We start from the raw sequence: 16,832 nt of genomic DNA on the forward strand, positions 1-16,832 counted from the left end.
GTGAGATCAGGCATTAAGTGGCAGTATATGCCTGAAATCGAGGCTGTATTGCGTTGAAACATTATACAGAGCGTGTTTGAACTGGAGGAATAATCATTATTACTTCCAGGCAAAACGTTAAAACGAACAGGTGAAGGCTGCGGTAGATGGATATTATTATGTCAAAATGTCTAATCCGACAGTCTCGTTATGCGCACAAGGTTTTGGGGTTGGGGTTCTCTAGCGTTAAAAGAAAAACCTGATAACGTTATGTGTGTAAAAAATAGTAAGGGATAATTTATGCGGAAAAGTCAGCTTGTATTTTTGCCTATAATATTTGTTGGAATTCTTGGTGTGATTGGAATTTTTGAAGATATATCAATATTCATAGGTCACGAGCAGTGGGAATTGAACAAAATTTACCTTAAGTATTATACTGCCACTCTGGGCGTAATAAGTTATACAACTGTTCAATATATAAACAACAAGAATAGTAAAAACACATAACAAAGCCAGCCAGCGTCGCTCCCGTTGGTCGCTGGACCTCGTTACAATCGGCCGTTGCTGGAGGCGTTATTTTGGGGCCGCGTACCTAAACGTACACCCGCCCAATACTTTTTCTGGCAAGTCACGAAGTGGCGTCTGGCAACTAGCGAGCTGCGAAGCAGCGTTCTGTTTTTTCCAAGCGGCGCAGCCGCGTTCTAGCCACTGGCCGCTGCAAAACCAGGGCTTAGCAGGCCCTAATTACTTCAATAAAAATCCCCGGTCTTTGAGGTACTGCAACATATGCGGCCGCGCTTCTTTCACCAGCATGCCGGACATCTGTTCGCTCCAGGTCATCTCTTTATTGCCGCCGGTACGGGTTTGGTAGTATTCCCGTACGGCTTGGTCATACTCGGCGATAGTTTCCTGATCGCCACTGTCGCTATAACTGTCCTGTTTCAGCACCACCTCGACCGGCAGGCGGGGTTTCACTTCCGGGTTCTGATCCGGATAACCGAGACAGAGGCCGAACACCGGGTAGACCAGCTCAGGTAGTTCAAGCAGTTCTGAAACCCGGGCGATCTGGTTGCGGATGCCACCGATGTAGACGATGCCTAAACCAAGGGATTCCGCAGCAACCGTGAGGTTCTGGGCAAACAGGGCAACATCCACCGTGGCGGTAATAAACTGTTCTGTGAAGCCAGAATTGATCTCGGCGTCGTTCATTTCGCAGGCGAGTTTGTTGCGCTGCATATCGGCACAGAACACCAGAAAAACAGGGGCCTCAGCGACATAGGCCTGCCCTCCGGCACATTCCGCCAGTTGATTGCGCTTGTCCTGATCATTCACCTGAATCACCGTGCAGGCCTGAATGAAACTGGAGGTTGCAGCGGCTTGCCCCGCCTGTACCAGGGTTTTTACGGTTTCCTGGGGAATAGGCTGATCGGTAAATTTGCGGATTGATCGGTGACTGTTGAGTAACTCTATAACGGGGTTCATCGGTTATTCCATCTGGGTATCTGTGGTGAAGGTCTGCCGGAAGGTCAGATTGATCCGTCCCTCCAGGTGTTTGCTGGTTTTAGGCACGCTGTGATGCCAGTAATGCTGTAACTGACCTGCCATTATCAGCAGAGAGCCACTGTTGAGCAAGAGCTCTTGCTGAGAGATGCTTTTGTCAAACCGGTGGCGCAGCAGAAAACGGCGGCTCTGACCGAGACTCAGGGAGGCGATCACCGGGTTGCTGCCCAGTTCCGGTTCGTCATCACTGTGCCATCCCATGCTGTCCTGTCCGCCACGGTAATAGTTGATCAGCACGCTGTTAAAGCTGTGTTTAGCGGCGGCTTCTACGCGCTGTTTCAGCGCATGGATCAGTGGGTGCCAGGGTTCGGTTTGCAGGCTCAGACCTGAGTAACGATAGTGGATGCCCGGTTCTCCCTGAAAACACTGCAGGCGGGGAATACTCACCATCTGGCCAAACATTCTGATCCGCGCTTGCTGCCAGTTGAGTTGCTGTTCAAGTGAATCGAACAGCGTGCGGGCTTCGTTGTCGGCAATAAACTTCGGGTCCAGCGTTAACTCCCCCTGAGGTATAGGGATCTCAGTCATTCCGCCAGTAGTTCCCGGGTCGCGGCGGCGATAGCGGTGGCTATTTCAATCTGACTGCTGGGATGGGGGATGCAGCGACTGGTGATCACATCGGCGACTCCTAAAAGTTGCCGGTAGGCATCACCGGCGAAAATGCCGTGCACGGCTATGCAGGTGGCTTTGGGCATTCCGGCATGTTGCAGATGGGCGATGGTTTCCAGCATGGTCCGGCCACTGGAGATGATGTCATCGACCAATACCGGCGTATGGTGTCGCCAGCGTTCTACCTCTGGCAGCGTGACCTCTACGTCGAAGTCCCCGCGCCGGGTTTTACTGAGCACCTGAAACGGTGCATCGGCCAGCTCAGCTACGCTGGACACCCACTGCTCGCTTTCGCTGTCAGGCCCGATCAGCAACGGTTGGCGGATATTATTCTTGATCCAGTCGGCAATCAGTGGGGCGGCGTGAACCACCCGTGACGGGATGCTGTATATCTCATCCAGGGAGTCGTAACGGTGCAGATGGGGATCGACAGTGACCATAAAATCGACGCTTTCAGAGATCAGTCTGGCAAACGGACGTGAGCTGACGCACTCACCCTCATGAAACTGCTTATCCTGCCGCATATAGGCCAGATAGGGGGTAATTAAACCAATCTTCAGGGCACCCATCTGACGCAGGGTATAGCTGAGCAGCAGAAGCCTGAGTATCTTGTTATCAGGCTGGTAGAGGTTGCAAAAGATCATCACGTTGCGGTCTTTACAGTCGGTCAGCACCCGCAGATAGGTCTCATCATCGGGAAAGCGACGCAGTTCTGTTTCGCCTTTCTGGGCATCCAGTTGATTGAGGAGCTGAGCCTCCAGCTGTGGGTCAGATTCCAGATTAATCAGTAGGGTTTTCATCAATGTTCTCCTCTGCTGATCCCTCATCCGTGTTCAGGCAGATAATATCGGGATGGCTTTCCAGATAGTCGACCGCGTAGTTGAGCTCGCCGGAGCTTTCCGCATGGATGGTTAGCAGAGGTTCATGGGGATAAACCTGCTGCCCCAGTTTGACATGGATCTCTAAGCCGGCGGTTGGATCGACTGGTGCTCCGGCCAGTTTAGCAACCTGTGCCAGGCGACGGTTATCAACCTGGGTTACGGTTCCCTTTTTGTCAGCCATCAGTTTGAACAGGTAAGGGGCTTCATCGGGCTGCTTCATGCCGCCCTGAGCGTCACAGATTGCGCAGAACTTTTTCCACGCCAGACCGCTTTCCAGAATGGTGGTCGCCTTTTCTATGCCCTCGCCGGGTGCAACGACTCCGGCCATCTCAAGCATCGTGCCGGACATCGTCAGGGCTCTTTGTTTGAGGTCCTGCGGGGCATCGGTGTCGTTCTGCAACACCGCCAGAACATCCTTGGCCTCGAGAGCTGGCCCTATACCGTTGCCTACGGGTTGGCTGCCATCGGTAAAGAGTATCTGAATCTTAATCCCCAGTTGTTCACCGACTTTCTGAAACGAGGCGGCCAGCTTATCGGCCGCTTTCTGCGAGCGCACTTTAGCGGTGGGACCCACAGGAATGTCGATCAGTACATGGGTGGCACCTGCGGCTATTTTTTTCGATAGCACTGAAGCGATCAGTTGTCCTTCACTGTCGATATCCAAGGCTCGTTCAACCTGAATCAGAATATCATCAGAGGGGCTCAGCCGTACCGAGCCGCCCCAGGCCAGGCAGGCACCTTCCTGTTTCACGACCTGTTTCATCTGTTCCAGTGTCAGACTGACTTCGGTCATCGTTTCCATGGTGTCAGCGGTGCCGGCGGGGGAGGTGATCGCCCGGGATGATGTTTTTGGCATAGTCAGGCCACTGGCGGCCAGAATGGATACGACGATGGGAGTGGTGCGGTTGCCGGGCAATCCTCCCACACAGTGTTTGTCGATCACCATCGGTTGCCCCCAGTCTATGCGGCTGCCAGAGTCTATCATCGCCTGGGTCAGAGCGATGATCTCAGCATCATCGAGCTTATCGTCGCCGCAGGCGGTGATAAAGGCAGCGATATGTACATCGGCATAACGACCATCAACGATATCGTTAATGATCTCCTGAAACTGTTGTTTGCTGAGGGAGTGACCATACACCTTTGCCCGTACATGGGACAGGGACTGCACCGGGCGAGGGTGAGTCAACCAGACGTTGTCATCGGTATTCAGTTGTAATCTCAGCCAGGCCGATTCGGAAAAACCGATCTGTCCCCGGCGTAACATCTCGCCGGTTATGATGTTGAGGGTGGCGATAATCTTGCAATGTTCAGTATGCACCAGCACCCGTGACAGGGCTGAGAACCCTTCTGAGCGGCATACCGGGCTGTCAGCCCTGAGATAGATTATCGGTTCCTGTCGGGTATCAATACCCAGTCTGCGGGCCTGAAGTGTTGTGGCTCGTTCGGGGGTGGAGATCATCTTTGCTTTGCTCCCTGTCCGGATCTGAGTCCTGTTGTGACTAAATCCTGTCGCCAGATTAAATGGTCTTTTGATCTGTTTATAACAGACAACAGGATGGGCTGTACATGACAGGGCTACTTATTCCGGTGGTTTCACTGGTTGTTAACGAGACAGGTGGCGTGAGTCCGGATAGCTGATAGAATGTCGCTCACTTCAAAAACTGACAGAAAAGTAGGACATGATGGAACGCAGATTCAGACTGATACTGGCTTGCCCGGATCGATTGGGTATTGTGGCGATGGTAAGTAATTTTATCTCCAGTCATGGCGGCTCTATAGCCGATGCTAACCAGCACTCTGACAGTTCCAGTGGCTGGTTCTTCATGCGAGTTGAAATTGTCACTGCGTCTGGGAGCTTTGATCGCGAGCAATTGATTGAGCAGTTCACACCGATCGCTCAGTCATTCAAAATGCAGTGGGAGATTACCGATTCATCGGTGCCCAAGAAAGTCGTACTGATGGCCAGCCGTGATTCTCACTGCCTGGCAGACCTGCTGTACCGCTACCATGAAGGCGAGCTGGATTGTGAGATCCCCTGTGTGATTTCCAACCATGATGATCTGCGTAGCATGGTCGAGTGGCACGGTATCCCATACCACCATGTGCCCGTCGATAAAGAGGATAAACAACCCCACTTTGACCGGGTGCATCAGTTGATAGTCGAGCATGAGGCCGACACGGTTGTTCTGGCTCGCTATATGCAAATTCTGCCCAGCACGGTATGTGACCTGTATCGCCACCGGATTATCAATATCCATCACAGTTTTTTACCCTCTTTTGCCGGCGCAAAGCCCTATCACCAGGCCCACGAGCGCGGTGTTAAACTGATTGGGGCAACCTGCCACTATGTTACCGAGGAGCTGGATGCCGGACCGATAATCGATCAGGATGTGGTACGTGTCAGCCATCGTGATCAGCCACAGGAGATGGTGAGACTGGGTAAGGATGTTGAGAAAACCGTGCTGTCACGGGGCTTGCGCTGGCATCTCGATGATCGGGTATTGGTGCATGGGAATAAGACGGTGGTGTTTAACTGACCGCTGTACTCATTCTGGGGCTGGCGAGTGATATTCGCCTAATTGATAGATCTCGGACAGTGTTTTGTTACTGACAGCTGGGCTAAGATAAAGCCGATCAAAGAGCTTGTAATAAAACTTTACAATAAAGCGCCGGCAGGACCGGCCGATAGGTTACTGATGTCCGCCTGGAGGATACTCGATGTTGCGATCTGTTAAAGCCAGCGATTATATGGCTGAAAAGCTGATTACATTTACGCCGGAAACTGATCTGTTTGAAGCGATAAATCTGCTGCTGAAATACCGGATTACCGGAGCCCCGGTGATTGGTAAACAGGGGGAGTTGGTTGGATTGCTGTCCGAGGCTGACTGTCTTAAAGCGATTCTGACCCTGACCTACCACGAAGAAGAGATGGGCGGAAAGGTGGGCGATTACATGTCACCGGAGGTGTACACGATCTCTCATGACGCCGACATCATCTCGGTGGCCGAAGAGTTTATTATTAATAAAAGACGTCGCTTGCCGGTGATAAAAAATGGTAAACTGATCGGCCAGATCAGTCGCCGTGATGTGTTGCGTGCAGTCGAGCAGTTTGCTCAGGACGGCTGATCTCAGTTGTAGACCGTCTTTCCGCTGCGCTGAGTATCAATTGCGGATGGGGCATCCCTTCTGCACTGGCTCAGCCAGTCTGATACATGGGTAGGTTAAGCCTGACCGGGCTTATTTAACGGCTTACCTGTAGCGCCGGGATGACAGTCTGTTTTTCTTTTTACTTTCTGCGTTTGATGTATGGAATCATTATGAGCTTCCGCTTTCCGGAAAAACCCGTACTGTTTTATCCTTCGCTGGCACGTACGGCAGGCTCTGATGAGGCGATCCTTCTGGCGATATACCACGATTATATACAGATGCATGGGTTGCCGGACAAATCCGGGCTTCCGTCTGCTGTGCTAAGCCGCGCAGAGTGGTTGTCACTTGCCGGTTTCTGGGATGAAGAGAAGCTGGCGATGGTCACCAGCAGCCTGGTATCCCAGGGCTATATTCAGGCTTCCTTTGGTCACGGCCGGGCGATTAAACTGGTGTTGCAGACCCCGATAGATCAGCACTCTGCAGCCTCATCGTCTCCAGTGTTCCCCGATGAGCCGCCTGCACCACCGGTGACGGTGCAGGAACTACCAGTGGTTGAGCAGCCGCCGGAACGCAGTGAGATCAGTCGCCGGGTACATCAGGCTCAGATTCGCCGGCCGGGACCTGCGCCCACCTTTGGTGGCAGTATCGGCTGGTCGAAAAGCCGTCAGGTGACCCCCAGTCGTGAGACTACGGCAGAGAATGACTTTGCCAGTCGGCTGAATGAGATCGAACAAAAAAACCAGAAACTGCATACTATGTTTCTGGGCTGGCGACCCTCGCAGATGTTGCTGGATATGTTGCCCCGGCATAGCATTCCGCAACCCTTTGCAGAAGGGCTGCTGGATGAGTTTATACTTTACTGGCTGGATAAAGATCGTAAAGAATCCAACTGGGATCAGAAATTCCTTGCCTGGGTTAAGCGGGAATGGGTTAATCAACAAACACGTGATGCCCGCAAACAGCGGGCAGAAGAAGCAAATAAAGGTGTAAACCATGAAAACACCCGCCCAGATAATCGGGAAAAGCGCCAGCGGGTTACCGCAGCCATCATGGACATCAAGGACACCGACTGGTGACGCTGAAGCGGCTGCTGAATCCGCAGCCATCAGCAACGAAACCAAAACCCTGATCAATATGCTGTTCGCCCGTTTTATGGCGATCTATGGGCATAAATTTAAAAGTTGTTTTGAAACTCAGGACGAGATCCGTATCGCCAAGCGCGAATGGGCGCTGAGTATGCAGGGGTATAGCGAAGCGGAGCTGGTGTCGGCGATCAATCGTTGTAAAGAGACCCTGGCGTGGATGCCCACCATCTCAGAATTTATCACCATCCTTAATGAGCAGAGTGGCGATTTCGGCCTGCCTCCGGCGAAGATCGCCTATGAGGAGGTGTGCCGTTATGCCGATCATCCGACCCAGCATGAGTGGACTCATGTGGCGCTTTATCATGCAGGAAAAGCGACCGGCTGGTTCCGTCTCAGATCTGAAGAGGAGGATCGGGTGTTTCCCGATTTCCGCTATAACTATCAGGTGATCTGTCGCCGGGTGCGGGCAGGGGAGGATCTCTCTATCGAGGTGCCTGTTGCGCTGGAAGACAAGAGTGACAACACCCTGGTTGAGTTTATTCAGCGCTGGGGTGAACAGCAGCAGCTGAGTCCTGAACAGGCCAGCACTCTGCTGTTTTATCTGACCAAGCCCGCCGGCAGCGATGTGCGGGAGCGCTTTAAACAGGCCAGCCAGCAACGGGCTGAAAGCTGGGGGCTGAGTGTTAAGTTGCCGGATGATTATCAGTAAATCAGGGACGAGTATTGCTGTCAGACCGGGATAACCGGTTCAGTCTCAGATCAGTCAGCCGTCGCGGTAGTTCCGTGGATAAAGTACTGGTTACGTCCCTTCGCTTTGGCTTCATACATCGCCTGATCGGCATAGCGAAGAAGCTGGCTCTTATGGTTGCGGTATTGGGGATATAGGCAGACACCAATGCTGGCCGAAACGCAGATAGTTTCGCCGATGGGAAGGGTGAAGGGCTGGGCGATCGAAGTCAGTATCCTGTCCAGGGCGTGTTGTAGATCCACTTCCGAAGTCAATTGTGTCAGCGTCAGTGCAAACTCATCACCCCCCATCCGGGCCGCAGTATCTCCGGCGCGAATGCAATCTTTTAAGCGGTTCGCGGCTTCGATCAGGAGCAGGTCTCCAGCCCGGTGACCGTAGTTGTCATTAACCGGTTTAAAAGAATCGAGATCAAGAAAACAGACCGCGACTGAGGTCTTATCACGATCGGCGACAGCCAGTGTCTGGTTTAGCCGGTCTGCGAACAGAACCCGGTTGGGTAACTCTGTCAGGGCATCATAATAGGCCAGATGCTCGATCTCTTTAAAATGTTGTAGCTGGGCGGTGATATCTGAGTGCAGACCGATATAACAGTCAACCTTACCCTCCTCATCGGTGAGGACGCTGATGCAGGTCCGACAGGCAAAAATTGAACCGTCCTTGCGGCGATTCCAGATATCCCCCTGCCAGTATCGGTTGTCATTTATTGATTGCCACAATGACTGGAAAAATGAGGCATCATGATGACCCGACTTGAGAAAATTCGGCGTTCGTCTAATGATCTCATCACGGGAATAGCCTGACAGCTGACAGAATGCCTGATTCACCTCGATAATCGTGCCTTTGCTATCGGTGATCATCACACCTTCGCTGATATTCTGGAAAACACTGGCGGCAATTTTTAACTCTTCCTGAGCTTTGTGTTGAGCGGTGACATCTCTGCTGATACCGAACAGACCGACAACATCAACACCATTTTCATCAAATACCGGCCATTTACTGGTGCTGACCCAGCCTTTTTCGCCCTGTTCGTCGTAGTAGGGATCGACCCGGTTGAGTAGTGCAACGCCCTCTCTGAAGATAGGTTGCTCTTCCTCGTAATAGATTTTTGCGGTATCCGGCGGAAAGACTTCCAGGTCGTGCTTACCGACCATATCTTGCCAGTGGCTGTGGCCGGTGATGTCGGCAAGTGTTTGGCTGCAGAATTGAAAGCGGCTGTTCCGGTCCTTGAAATAGACAAAATCGGAGGTGTTGTTCAGCAGCGTAATAAAGTTACGGTTTAATTCTTTCAGCTCCTTTTCTGCCGCACGACGTTCGGTGATGTCATGGATAATGGAATAGAGTAACTGTTTGTCGTCGATCTCCAGCTGCCCGGAATGGACCTCCACATCGCGCAGGCTGCCATCAGCCAGTTTATGAATAAAAAAGAAGTGATCCCGTTTCTGGGTTGCAGCCTTGTGCATTTCAGCTTTGATCTCAATATCTGAGAGCTGGTTGATCGCGTTGATGTTAAGGGATGTGAGTTGTTGGTGCGGATAACCGTAATAGTCGCAGGCTGACTGGTTGGCATCAACAATAGCCCCATCGACGGGGTCAATTAACAGCATTGGAATTTTCGAGTTGCTGAATAGAACCCGATAGAGATTATCTGCCTCTTTTCTGTTGTTCTGCTTCTGTGCTTTGGTTGTTTTTATGACCACACAACATACCTTCATTAGACCTGGAGATGCACGTCTGACCAGACAGCAGATTCTGCTTTATTGTGTTAAATGTTTGAATAATATTCAACTGCTGCGTTTCCGGAAGGTGCGAGCGACTTATGGAAACCGGGCGGTAGCCGGGATTGGCGCGGCAATTTTCAGCCGTTATTGCTAGTCGGCTAATCGAGGTTCTGGTTAAATGGCTGATTCAGGTCGTTTTAAAGCTGTTTTTAACAGGGCAGGGCTTCAGCCGTTAACGCGGTAAATATTTCAGGACATTAGGACATGGAAACAGTCAGAGTGATCGTGGCAACCATCCTCTTCGTTATGGGTGTTGTATTACTTGTATCTATTGCGATTGACCCGTTTAGCTGGTTTGCACTGGTTGCGGCAGTTATCTGTCTGTATCTGGCTTTTTTGATATGGCCTGGTCAGGCGCGCGGACAACGGGAGCCTGGTCACCCATTGCTTGATATTCTGGAATTTATTATAGAGCTCCCATTCGATATTTTTGTCTGGTTATTTAAAGGATTGAAGACTCTGTTTCAGGGTAAGAATGGCGGTATCGATATTGATATTGGTCTGTGAATAATCGCAGGAAATGTACATCAGTCTGCACCTCAAATGTGCAGCGAAAGAAACATATTATTATTTATCTAATAAAAAGGAATTGCCGTGATGTTCAGCCATGTAATGCTTGGTGCAAATGATATTGAAAAATCCAGGGGGTTTTATGATGCGATACTCGGTGTGCTTGGTCATAAGCCTGGGGTGTTTGATGATAAAGGCCGTTGTTTTTACCTCAGTGACAGAGGCGTTTTTGCGCTGACCAGACCGATCAATGGTGAAACGGCAACCCACGGCAACGGTATGACCATCGGTTTCGTTGCCAGCTCGCCTGAGTTGGTTGATGCCTGGCACGCCGCGGGCGTGGCCGCCGGAGGCCAGACCTGTGAAGAGCCTCCGGGTGTCAGAAGTAGTGGCGGGAGGACGCTGTATCTGGCTTATTTACGCGATCCGTCCGGCAATAAGATCTGTGCAACGCATTATATGTCGGTGGCTTAAGCCGTGCTTGTCTTCACTGAATTGCACTGTTTGTTACGCTGGGGTCTCGGGTGATATGAGCCGCTATGGGCTAGCAGTCGTGTTCAGCTTAGCTGCGCTGGGTGTTGTTCCCGCCTATGCCGGGTCTGTAGAACAGGCCCGGGTGGCAGATGTCCAGATGTCAGAAGCTCAGACGAATACGGTTTGGCAGAACCGGGTCAGGTTTGTTAACTCATCGACCCATAACGTCTATGGGCACTACAGCGCGGGCAGTGATAACGGTACGGTGGGGGTTCTTACTGCCGGCAGCAGCGTTGTCCTGGATGCGGTTGCATTTTCCCCAAAGGTCGTCGTTCAGGTTGAGTTTCGTTGTGATAAGGCGGACCAGTTTAGCTGCGCTGATGGCCGGGTGGATCTCACCGGTTTCTACCCTCGTGGTGATTCTGGCAGTGTGACGACGGTGTTCACTTTCGTCAAAATGGGGGAGATCAGATTAAGCTTTGAGACTGCCGGTGCACAGGGAGACCCTGCTGCTCACCGAGAGATAGTGATTGGCAACATCAGCCGCTAATGAAAAGATAAGTCACCGATAGAGTGTTTTTCAGTACGCTCCGGGGTTGCCCTCCGGAGCGCTGCGAACGTCTTTTTCACAGGAAACCATCACCAAACATACCGCCAATCGCCCGGCTGAGGGCTTCGCTGCGGTCCGTTGCACGAAACTGCTGTAGTGTCAGTGCCCGCAGGGTGGGGATAAACATCAGGTCAGCCATTACCCGGTTAAAGCACGCCTGGCCGGCATCGTTGACGGCCAGGGTTTCAAGAAACTGTTGCAGCAGCTCAGGGTATTGCAGGCTGGCCCAGCAGCGGCTGGCAAGGGCCGCAATGACTTCGGCCTGCTTGCCATAGGGGCTTTGCAATACCCGGGTCAGCACCGCAATTTTCTGCTCATCTTCAGGGCATTGGGAGATCGCCCGAATCAGAGCACCGATCTGGTTAGCGGAAACCTTCCCCTCGGCAACGCCGTTATCCAGTCGCAGGCGGATCGCTTCGCTGAGTGATGTACTGGGCTGAATATGTTCGATAAAGGTACAGCAGGCTTCCAGAGGTGTATCCGGTAACTGGCTGAATATCTCCGCCAGTTTGTCTTCATTGTTACCCTGCTGATGGCGAATGACATAGTCGGCGATGCCCTGATAACCCAGACTGTCCCAGTGATTCAGGTCGGCTTTACCGTGAAAATACTGCTTTGCCCCATCATAAAAGCTGGATGCGGGCTGTCGGGTTGTCAGGGTGGCGGTGGCGTGAAATGCTGCCATCTTCTCCTGATCCGGGGTAAAGCTAAAGGGGTTATCTTTAAGAGCATCCCGGTATTCGGTGGCATCGGTTGGCTGGTCCAGCGGGCCTTTTCCCATACTGTTTGTCAGGTTCTGCAGCAGCCGGTTAAGGAAATCATCCCGCGCCGCCTGTACCAGAAACCCCTGCTCATCTAATGGCAGTTTGAGAAACCAGACAACATTCTCGCTGGCCTGCTTAGGGTTCCACATCAGAATAGCGATCCAGGCCTGATGCAGAAAGGGTTTAGGGAAGGGGATCTGCCCCAGCTCGACCTTGCGGAAGGTGTCAGGAGAAAGCTTACTGATGCAACGGCCCATATCAAAGATGCGGAACTGGGCTTCAGTTTGCCGGATAAAGTCGGTCAGTGTGTCAAAATGTGCCATCGGGATGCCTGGTTGGGGAACAACGGCGGCTATTTTAACAGTGCCGGGCAGCCAGATACAGCGATGCTGGAACCACGTCGTCCGGTGATCCGCGCGACACATCATATTGAGCGCTAAAGTGCTGTAGCTTAACGGTTAATTTTTATATGATCGGATGGCGGGTAAGCGTTTTCTGTTCCGTACTACCTGGTGATACAGCACCAGGTCGGTGTTACGAATAGGATCTGTCGGTTATAAGGGAGCGCAATTGAGTAATGTGTTTATCGCCCTCGGGCGTTCAATGGCTGGAAGTTTACGTGATCTTTTACCGATCGTCCTGGTGATCGCGTTCTTTCAACTGGTGGTGTTGCAGCAACCGGTGCCGGATCTGGTGGGCCTGCTGACCGGACTGTTGTGTGTGGTGGCGGGCCTGACCTTTTTCATCTACGGTCTGGAGATGGGCTTATTCCCCATTGGTCAGGTGCTGGCGAACGCTTTCGCCCGTAAGGGCAGTTTGTTCTGGTTGCTGCTATTTTCGTTCTCGTTGGGGTTTGGCACCACCGTGGCCGAACCGGCGCTGATCGCAGTTGCTGCCGAAGCGGCCAGCGTTGCCGCAGAAGGCGGTATGATTGAATCCACCGATTCGGCCAGGTCCGGTTACGCTTCAGGATTACGCTATACCGTGGCATTTTCTGTCGGTCTGGCAATTGTGGTGGGGGTTATCCGGATTCTGAAGGGCTGGCCGATCCACTATATGATCGCTATTGGTTATGTGCTGGTGGTAATCATGACCGGCTTTGCTCCCCGTGAAATTATTGGCATTGCTTATGACTCGGGCGGTGTGACCACCTCGACGATTACTGTTCCCCTGGTGACGGCATTAGGTGTTGGGCTGGCCTCTGCGATTGAAGGGCGTAACCCGATGATCGATGGCTTTGGTCTGATTGCGTTTGCCTCTCTGACTCCGATGATCTTCGTCATGGCATATGGAATGGTGGTCTGATGGAGACCCTGACGCAGCTGTTGTCAATCTTGCTGGCCACCATCAGGGATGTGTTGCCGATTATCGCTATTGTCTTTGGCTTTCAACTGCTGGTGATTCGTCGCCCCATCCCCCACCTGAAACGGGTACTGTTCGGTTTTATCTATGTGATCGTGGGGTTAGCGCTGTTTTTACTTGGTCTGGATAAAGCACTGTTTCCCATCGGTGAGCTGATGGCGCAACAGCTTACCGATCCGGCGTTTATCCGTGGCACGGTGGCGACCACCGGAGAGGCCCTGCACTGGTCCGATTATTACTGGGTGTATATTTTTGCTTTTGCCATCGGCGCCAGTACGACCATTGCCGAGCCTTCGCTGATTGCGGTGGCGATTAAGGCCAATGAGGTGTCGGGCGGTGCAATCGGTGTGTGGGGGCTGCGTCTTGCGGTCGCCCTGGGGGTTGCTATCGGTATCAGCCTGGGGACCTGGCGGATTGTCACCGGTTATCCGATCCACTGGTTTATTATCAGCGGTTATATTGTTGTCGTCATTCAGACGTTTTTTGCGCCCAAGCTGATCGTCCCGCTGGCCTATGATTCCGGCGGGGTGACCACCTCAACCGTGACTGTGCCGCTGGTGGCAGCGCTGGGGCTGGGGCTGGCCAGTACTGTCCCCGGGCGCAGCGCTTTGATTGATGGTTTTGGCCTGATCGCATTTGCCAGCCTGTTTCCGATGATAACGGTGATGGGTTATGCGCAGATAACAGAAATGGTTGCCCGCCGTGACAGGTGTCGCCGGGAACGTGCAAAGATGGTTAAACAGGAATAGGACGGGGCTATGCACTTCAAGCTGTTATTAGTATTTGTTGAAGATTCCAAAACCGATCAGGTGATGAAGGCTGCCCGTGAGGCGGGGGCAACGGGTGCCACGGTGATTAATAATGCCCGCGGTGAAGGGGTAACGAAAACGAAGACCTTTTTTGGTCTGTCTCTGGAAACCCAGCGGGATGTGTTGCTGTTCATTGTTGAGGAGCATCTGAGCCGGAAAATACTGGAAACTATTTCCGAAGTGGCTGATTTTGACGATAAACCCGGCCAGGGCATCGCGATTCAGCTGGATGTGGAGGATGCTGTGGGCGTGGCCCACCAGATTCAAACCCTGACAAATGTCGTCGAGGATGAGCTATGAGAGAGCGCAAAGTAATCCGGGTGCAGGATGTAATGACCAATGATTTTGCTATGGTCGATGGCCTGATCACTATTAAAGCCGCGATTGAGATATACAAAGCCAGGCAGGTGACGGCGCTGTTGGTGAATAAGCGCCACGATGATGATGAGTACGGTATTCTGCTGCTTTCTGATATTGCCAAGAAGGTTCTGGCGCAGGATAGAGCGCCGGAACGGATCAATGTTTATGAGGTGATGACCAAGCCGGTAATCGGTGTCGATCCGCAGATGGATGTACGTTACTGCGCCCGCTTGTTTGATAATTTTGGCCTGGCGATGGCGCCGGTACTGAAGAGTGGTGAAGTGGTAGGTGTGGTTGGTTATAACCAGATCGTACTGGATGGCCTGCTGACCGACTGAATCTGCGGTCGCAGGTAATACCAACGGCTAGTGACGGGTCGAGAGAAGCTGGTCGAGTGCAGTGAAGTAGTCGATCAGCTTACTGCTTTTTATACCGCTGGCGGTGACGGCTTCTGCCGCCATCGGTGTCATATCACTGCTCTGGGGAAGTGGCTGTTGCCGGGCCATCATCTGCCGCAAGCGTGGCACCATGATCCACTGCACCCACTGCCAGAAGCTCAGGGTATCGATGCAGAACGGTTGCCAGCTTTGCAGTGCTGAATCCGCCGGCGGTGTCGCGGACCAGAGTGACCAGGCCCGCATCTCCGCTTCTATCCTGACTAACAGCTGCTCCAGTTCTGCATAGTGCTGCATTAACGCTGGCGAGCCTGCTTCAGGGTATCGGCAATCAGGAACGCCAGTTCCAGCGCCTGATCGGCATTCAGACGGGGATCACAATGGGTGTGATAACGGTCTGCCAGACCCTCTTCAGTAATCTGGTAAGCGCCGCCGACACACTCCGTCACATTCTGACCGGTCATCTCAAAGTGTACCCCGCCGGCATAGGTGCCTTCGGCGCGATGGACTTCAAAGAAGCCCTTCATCTCTTTCAGAATGCTGTTGACGCTGCGGGTCTTGTAGCCGCTGCTGGCTTTGATGGTATTACCGTGCATCGGGTCTGAACTCCAGACCACCTCACGTCCCTCCGCTTTCACCCTGCGCACCAGTTCAGGCAGGATCTCGGTGATATTGTCAGCGCCCATACGGCTGATCAGGGTCAGCCGGCCTGGCTGATTATCCGGGTTGAGGGCGTCGATCAGTCTGATCAGCTCATCCGGTTTCATGCTTGGGCCCACTTTGACTCCGACCGGGTTTTCAACCCCACGCAGAAACTCGATATGCGCACCGTCCAGCTGCCGGGTCCGGTCGCCGATCCAGAGCATATGTGCAGAACAGTCATACCAGCGATTGGTCAGACTGTCCTGACGGGTCAGGGCTTGTTCATAATTGAGCAGCAGCGCCTCGTGGGAGGTGTAAACCGTGGTTTCCCTCAGTTGAGGAACGCTGTCACTGCTGATACCGCAGGCTTCCATAAAGGCCAGGGTGTCGTCGATCTGATCAGCCAGATGCTGATACTTTTCGCCCAACGGACTCTGTTGCACAAAGCCCTGATTCCACTGATGAACCTTATGCAGATCGGCAAAACCGCCCTGTGCAAAGGCGCGCATCAGGTTGAGTGTCGAAGTAGCCTGATGGTAAGCGCGGATCAGTCGCTGAGGGTCTGGTTGACGAGCCGCAGCTTCAAAGGAGATGTCGTTAATGATATCTCCACGGTAACTGGGCAGCTCAACGCCATCAATCACTTCAGTGCCCGCGGAGCGGGGTTTGGCATACTGACCCGCGATGCGGGCAACCTTAACCACCGGGCAGCTGCCGGCAAAGGTCATCACTACCGCCATCTGTAGCAGTACTTTGAAGGTGTCACGGATATTGGTGGCACTGAACTCGGCAAAGCTTTCAGCGCAATCTCCACCCTGTAACAGGAAGGCTTTGCCGGCTGTCACGTCAGCCAGCTGTTGATGCAGGGAGCGTACTTCACCGGCAAATACCAGCGGTGGCATCTTTGCCAGTTCTGTTTCCACCTGGCGGACCGCTTCGCTATCCGGGTATTCAGGTTGCTGTAGAATAGGGTTGTTTTTCCAGCTGTCTGGAGACCAGTTTTCCATCAATACATACCGAGTTGAAAGGAGGCTATTTTTAGGGCTTCAATAAAAGAGGGATAGTTTAACGTTGTTCGTCGGTTCAGGTAAGGCCTGTAGGTTGAAATAGCCGTTATTC

19 protein-coding genes are annotated in these 16,832 nt (G+C 52.6%); 11 read left to right on the forward strand and 8 right to left on the reverse strand.

Translation table 11 applies throughout. From position 1 onward, the window contains the following. Positions 1–723: 723 nt before the first annotated feature. The 4 genes from nfsA to JW499_RS07455 are packed head-to-tail and all read right to left on the reverse strand — an operon-like array spanning position 724 to position 4,488. Positions 724–1,461, reverse strand: coding sequence for an oxygen-insensitive NADPH nitroreductase (nfsA, locus tag JW499_RS07440; protein ID WP_205210013.1), 738 nt, complete (start codon positions 1,459–1,461; stop codon positions 724–726). A 3-nt stretch (positions 1,462–1,464) separates the two neighbouring features. Next, the gene (locus JW499_RS07445; protein ID WP_205210014.1) at positions 1,465–2,067 is read right to left on the reverse strand and encodes an alpha-ketoglutarate-dependent dioxygenase AlkB family protein; all 603 of its coding nucleotides are present in this window, start codon (positions 2,065–2,067) and stop codon (positions 1,465–1,467) included. Further along, positions 2,064–2,948, reverse strand: coding sequence for a ribose-phosphate diphosphokinase (locus JW499_RS07450; protein WP_205210015.1), 885 nt, complete (start codon positions 2,946–2,948; stop codon positions 2,064–2,066). The genes JW499_RS07445 and JW499_RS07450 overlap by 4 nt, the downstream gene beginning before the upstream one ends. Then, positions 2,929–4,488, reverse strand: coding sequence for a thymidine phosphorylase family protein (locus JW499_RS07455; RefSeq protein WP_205210016.1), 1,560 nt, complete (start codon positions 4,486–4,488; stop codon positions 2,929–2,931). The genes JW499_RS07450 and JW499_RS07455 overlap by 20 nt, the downstream gene beginning before the upstream one ends. 223 nt (positions 4,489–4,711) lie before the next feature. Here JW499_RS07455 and purU point away from each other — a divergent pair, with 223 nt between their 5' ends. The 4 genes from purU to JW499_RS07475 all read left to right on the forward strand — a co-directional run bounded on the left by purU (position 4,712) and on the right by JW499_RS07475 (position 7,970). Then, positions 4,712–5,566 (forward strand): formyltetrahydrofolate deformylase, encoded by an 855-nt coding sequence (gene purU, locus JW499_RS07460; protein ID WP_205210120.1) that lies wholly within the window; start codon positions 4,712–4,714, stop codon positions 5,564–5,566. Between the two features lie 181 nt (positions 5,567–5,747). Beyond that, positions 5,748–6,155, forward strand: coding sequence for a CBS domain-containing protein (locus JW499_RS07465; protein ID WP_205210017.1), 408 nt, complete (start codon positions 5,748–5,750; stop codon positions 6,153–6,155). Between the two features lie 191 nt (positions 6,156–6,346). After that, entirely contained in the window at positions 6,347–7,252 is a 906-nt protein-coding gene (locus JW499_RS07470; protein ID WP_205210018.1) for a DnaT-like ssDNA-binding domain-containing protein, read from the forward strand. Continuing rightward, positions 7,170–7,970 (forward strand): replication protein P, encoded by an 801-nt coding sequence (locus JW499_RS07475; RefSeq protein ID WP_232846277.1) that lies wholly within the window; start codon positions 7,170–7,172, stop codon positions 7,968–7,970. The genes JW499_RS07470 and JW499_RS07475 overlap by 83 nt, the downstream gene beginning before the upstream one ends. Positions 7,971–8,020: 50 nt before the next feature. Here the strand turns inward: JW499_RS07475 and JW499_RS07480 are convergent, their stop codons facing one another. Next, on the reverse strand, positions 8,021–9,706 hold the full coding sequence (locus JW499_RS07480) for a sensor domain-containing protein (RefSeq protein ID WP_205210019.1): 1,686 nt from the start codon (positions 9,704–9,706) through the stop codon (positions 8,021–8,023). A gap of 285 nt (positions 9,707–9,991) precedes the next feature. On the opposite strand from JW499_RS07480, the gene JW499_RS07485 reads away from it, so the two are divergent. The 3 genes from JW499_RS07485 (at position 9,992) to JW499_RS07495 (ending at position 11,321) form a co-directional block, all read left to right on the forward strand. Beyond that, positions 9,992–10,294 carry a hypothetical protein gene (locus JW499_RS07485; protein WP_205210020.1) on the forward strand — a complete coding sequence of 101 codons (303 nt, stop codon included), beginning with the start codon at positions 9,992–9,994 and terminating at the stop codon, positions 10,292–10,294. A gap of 90 nt (positions 10,295–10,384) precedes the next feature. After that, positions 10,385–10,771 (forward strand): VOC family protein, encoded by a 387-nt coding sequence (locus tag JW499_RS07490; protein ID WP_205210021.1) that lies wholly within the window; start codon positions 10,385–10,387, stop codon positions 10,769–10,771. Positions 10,772–10,826: 55 nt separating this feature from the next. Beyond that, complete coding sequence (locus JW499_RS07495; RefSeq protein WP_205210022.1) at positions 10,827–11,321, forward strand: hypothetical protein; 495 nt, start codon at positions 10,827–10,829, stop codon at positions 11,319–11,321. A 76-nt stretch (positions 11,322–11,397) separates the two neighbouring features. On the opposite strand, the gene JW499_RS07500 is transcribed toward JW499_RS07495, so the two are convergent. Beyond that, positions 11,398–12,468: a DUF3549 family protein gene (locus JW499_RS07500; protein WP_205210023.1), complete on the reverse strand. Its 1,071-nt coding sequence runs from the start codon at positions 12,466–12,468 to the stop codon at positions 11,398–11,400. Between the two features lie 280 nt (positions 12,469–12,748). Between JW499_RS07500 and JW499_RS07505 the strand changes: the two genes are divergently transcribed. From JW499_RS07505 to JW499_RS07520, 4 genes are read left to right on the forward strand one after another with little or no spacing between them, the layout of a single operon-like run. Next, on the forward strand, positions 12,749–13,450 hold the full coding sequence (locus JW499_RS07505) for a DUF1538 family protein (RefSeq protein ID WP_205210122.1): 702 nt from the start codon (positions 12,749–12,751) through the stop codon (positions 13,448–13,450). After that, on the forward strand, positions 13,450–14,256 hold the full coding sequence (locus JW499_RS07510) for a DUF1538 domain-containing protein (RefSeq protein WP_205210024.1): 807 nt from the start codon (positions 13,450–13,452) through the stop codon (positions 14,254–14,256). Before JW499_RS07505 ends, JW499_RS07510 begins: the two co-directional genes overlap by 1 nt. A 9-nt stretch (positions 14,257–14,265) precedes the next feature. Continuing rightward, complete coding sequence (locus tag JW499_RS07515; protein ID WP_205210025.1) at positions 14,266–14,616, forward strand: P-II family nitrogen regulator; 351 nt, start codon at positions 14,266–14,268, stop codon at positions 14,614–14,616. After that, the gene (locus tag JW499_RS07520) at positions 14,613–15,014 is read left to right on the forward strand and encodes a CBS domain-containing protein (protein WP_205210026.1); all 402 of its coding nucleotides are present in this window, start codon (positions 14,613–14,615) and stop codon (positions 15,012–15,014) included. The genes JW499_RS07515 and JW499_RS07520 overlap by 4 nt, the downstream gene beginning before the upstream one ends. 27 nt (positions 15,015–15,041) lie before the next feature. Here JW499_RS07520 and JW499_RS07525 read toward each other — a convergent pair whose 3' ends face one another. Together JW499_RS07525 and JW499_RS07530 are read right to left on the reverse strand one after the other, a co-directional pair. Further along, positions 15,042–15,368 (reverse strand): YqcC family protein, encoded by a 327-nt coding sequence (locus JW499_RS07525; RefSeq protein WP_205210027.1) that lies wholly within the window; start codon positions 15,366–15,368, stop codon positions 15,042–15,044. Then, positions 15,368–16,720 (reverse strand): class II 3-deoxy-7-phosphoheptulonate synthase, encoded by a 1,353-nt coding sequence (locus JW499_RS07530; RefSeq protein ID WP_091357498.1) that lies wholly within the window; start codon positions 16,718–16,720, stop codon positions 15,368–15,370. The genes JW499_RS07525 and JW499_RS07530 overlap by 1 nt, the downstream gene beginning before the upstream one ends. Positions 16,721–16,832 lie beyond the last annotated feature (112 nt).

The sequence above is a fragment of the Amphritea pacifica genome (genome assembly GCF_016924145.1).
GTDB lineage: Bacteria > Pseudomonadota > Gammaproteobacteria > Pseudomonadales > Balneatricaceae > Amphritea > Amphritea pacifica.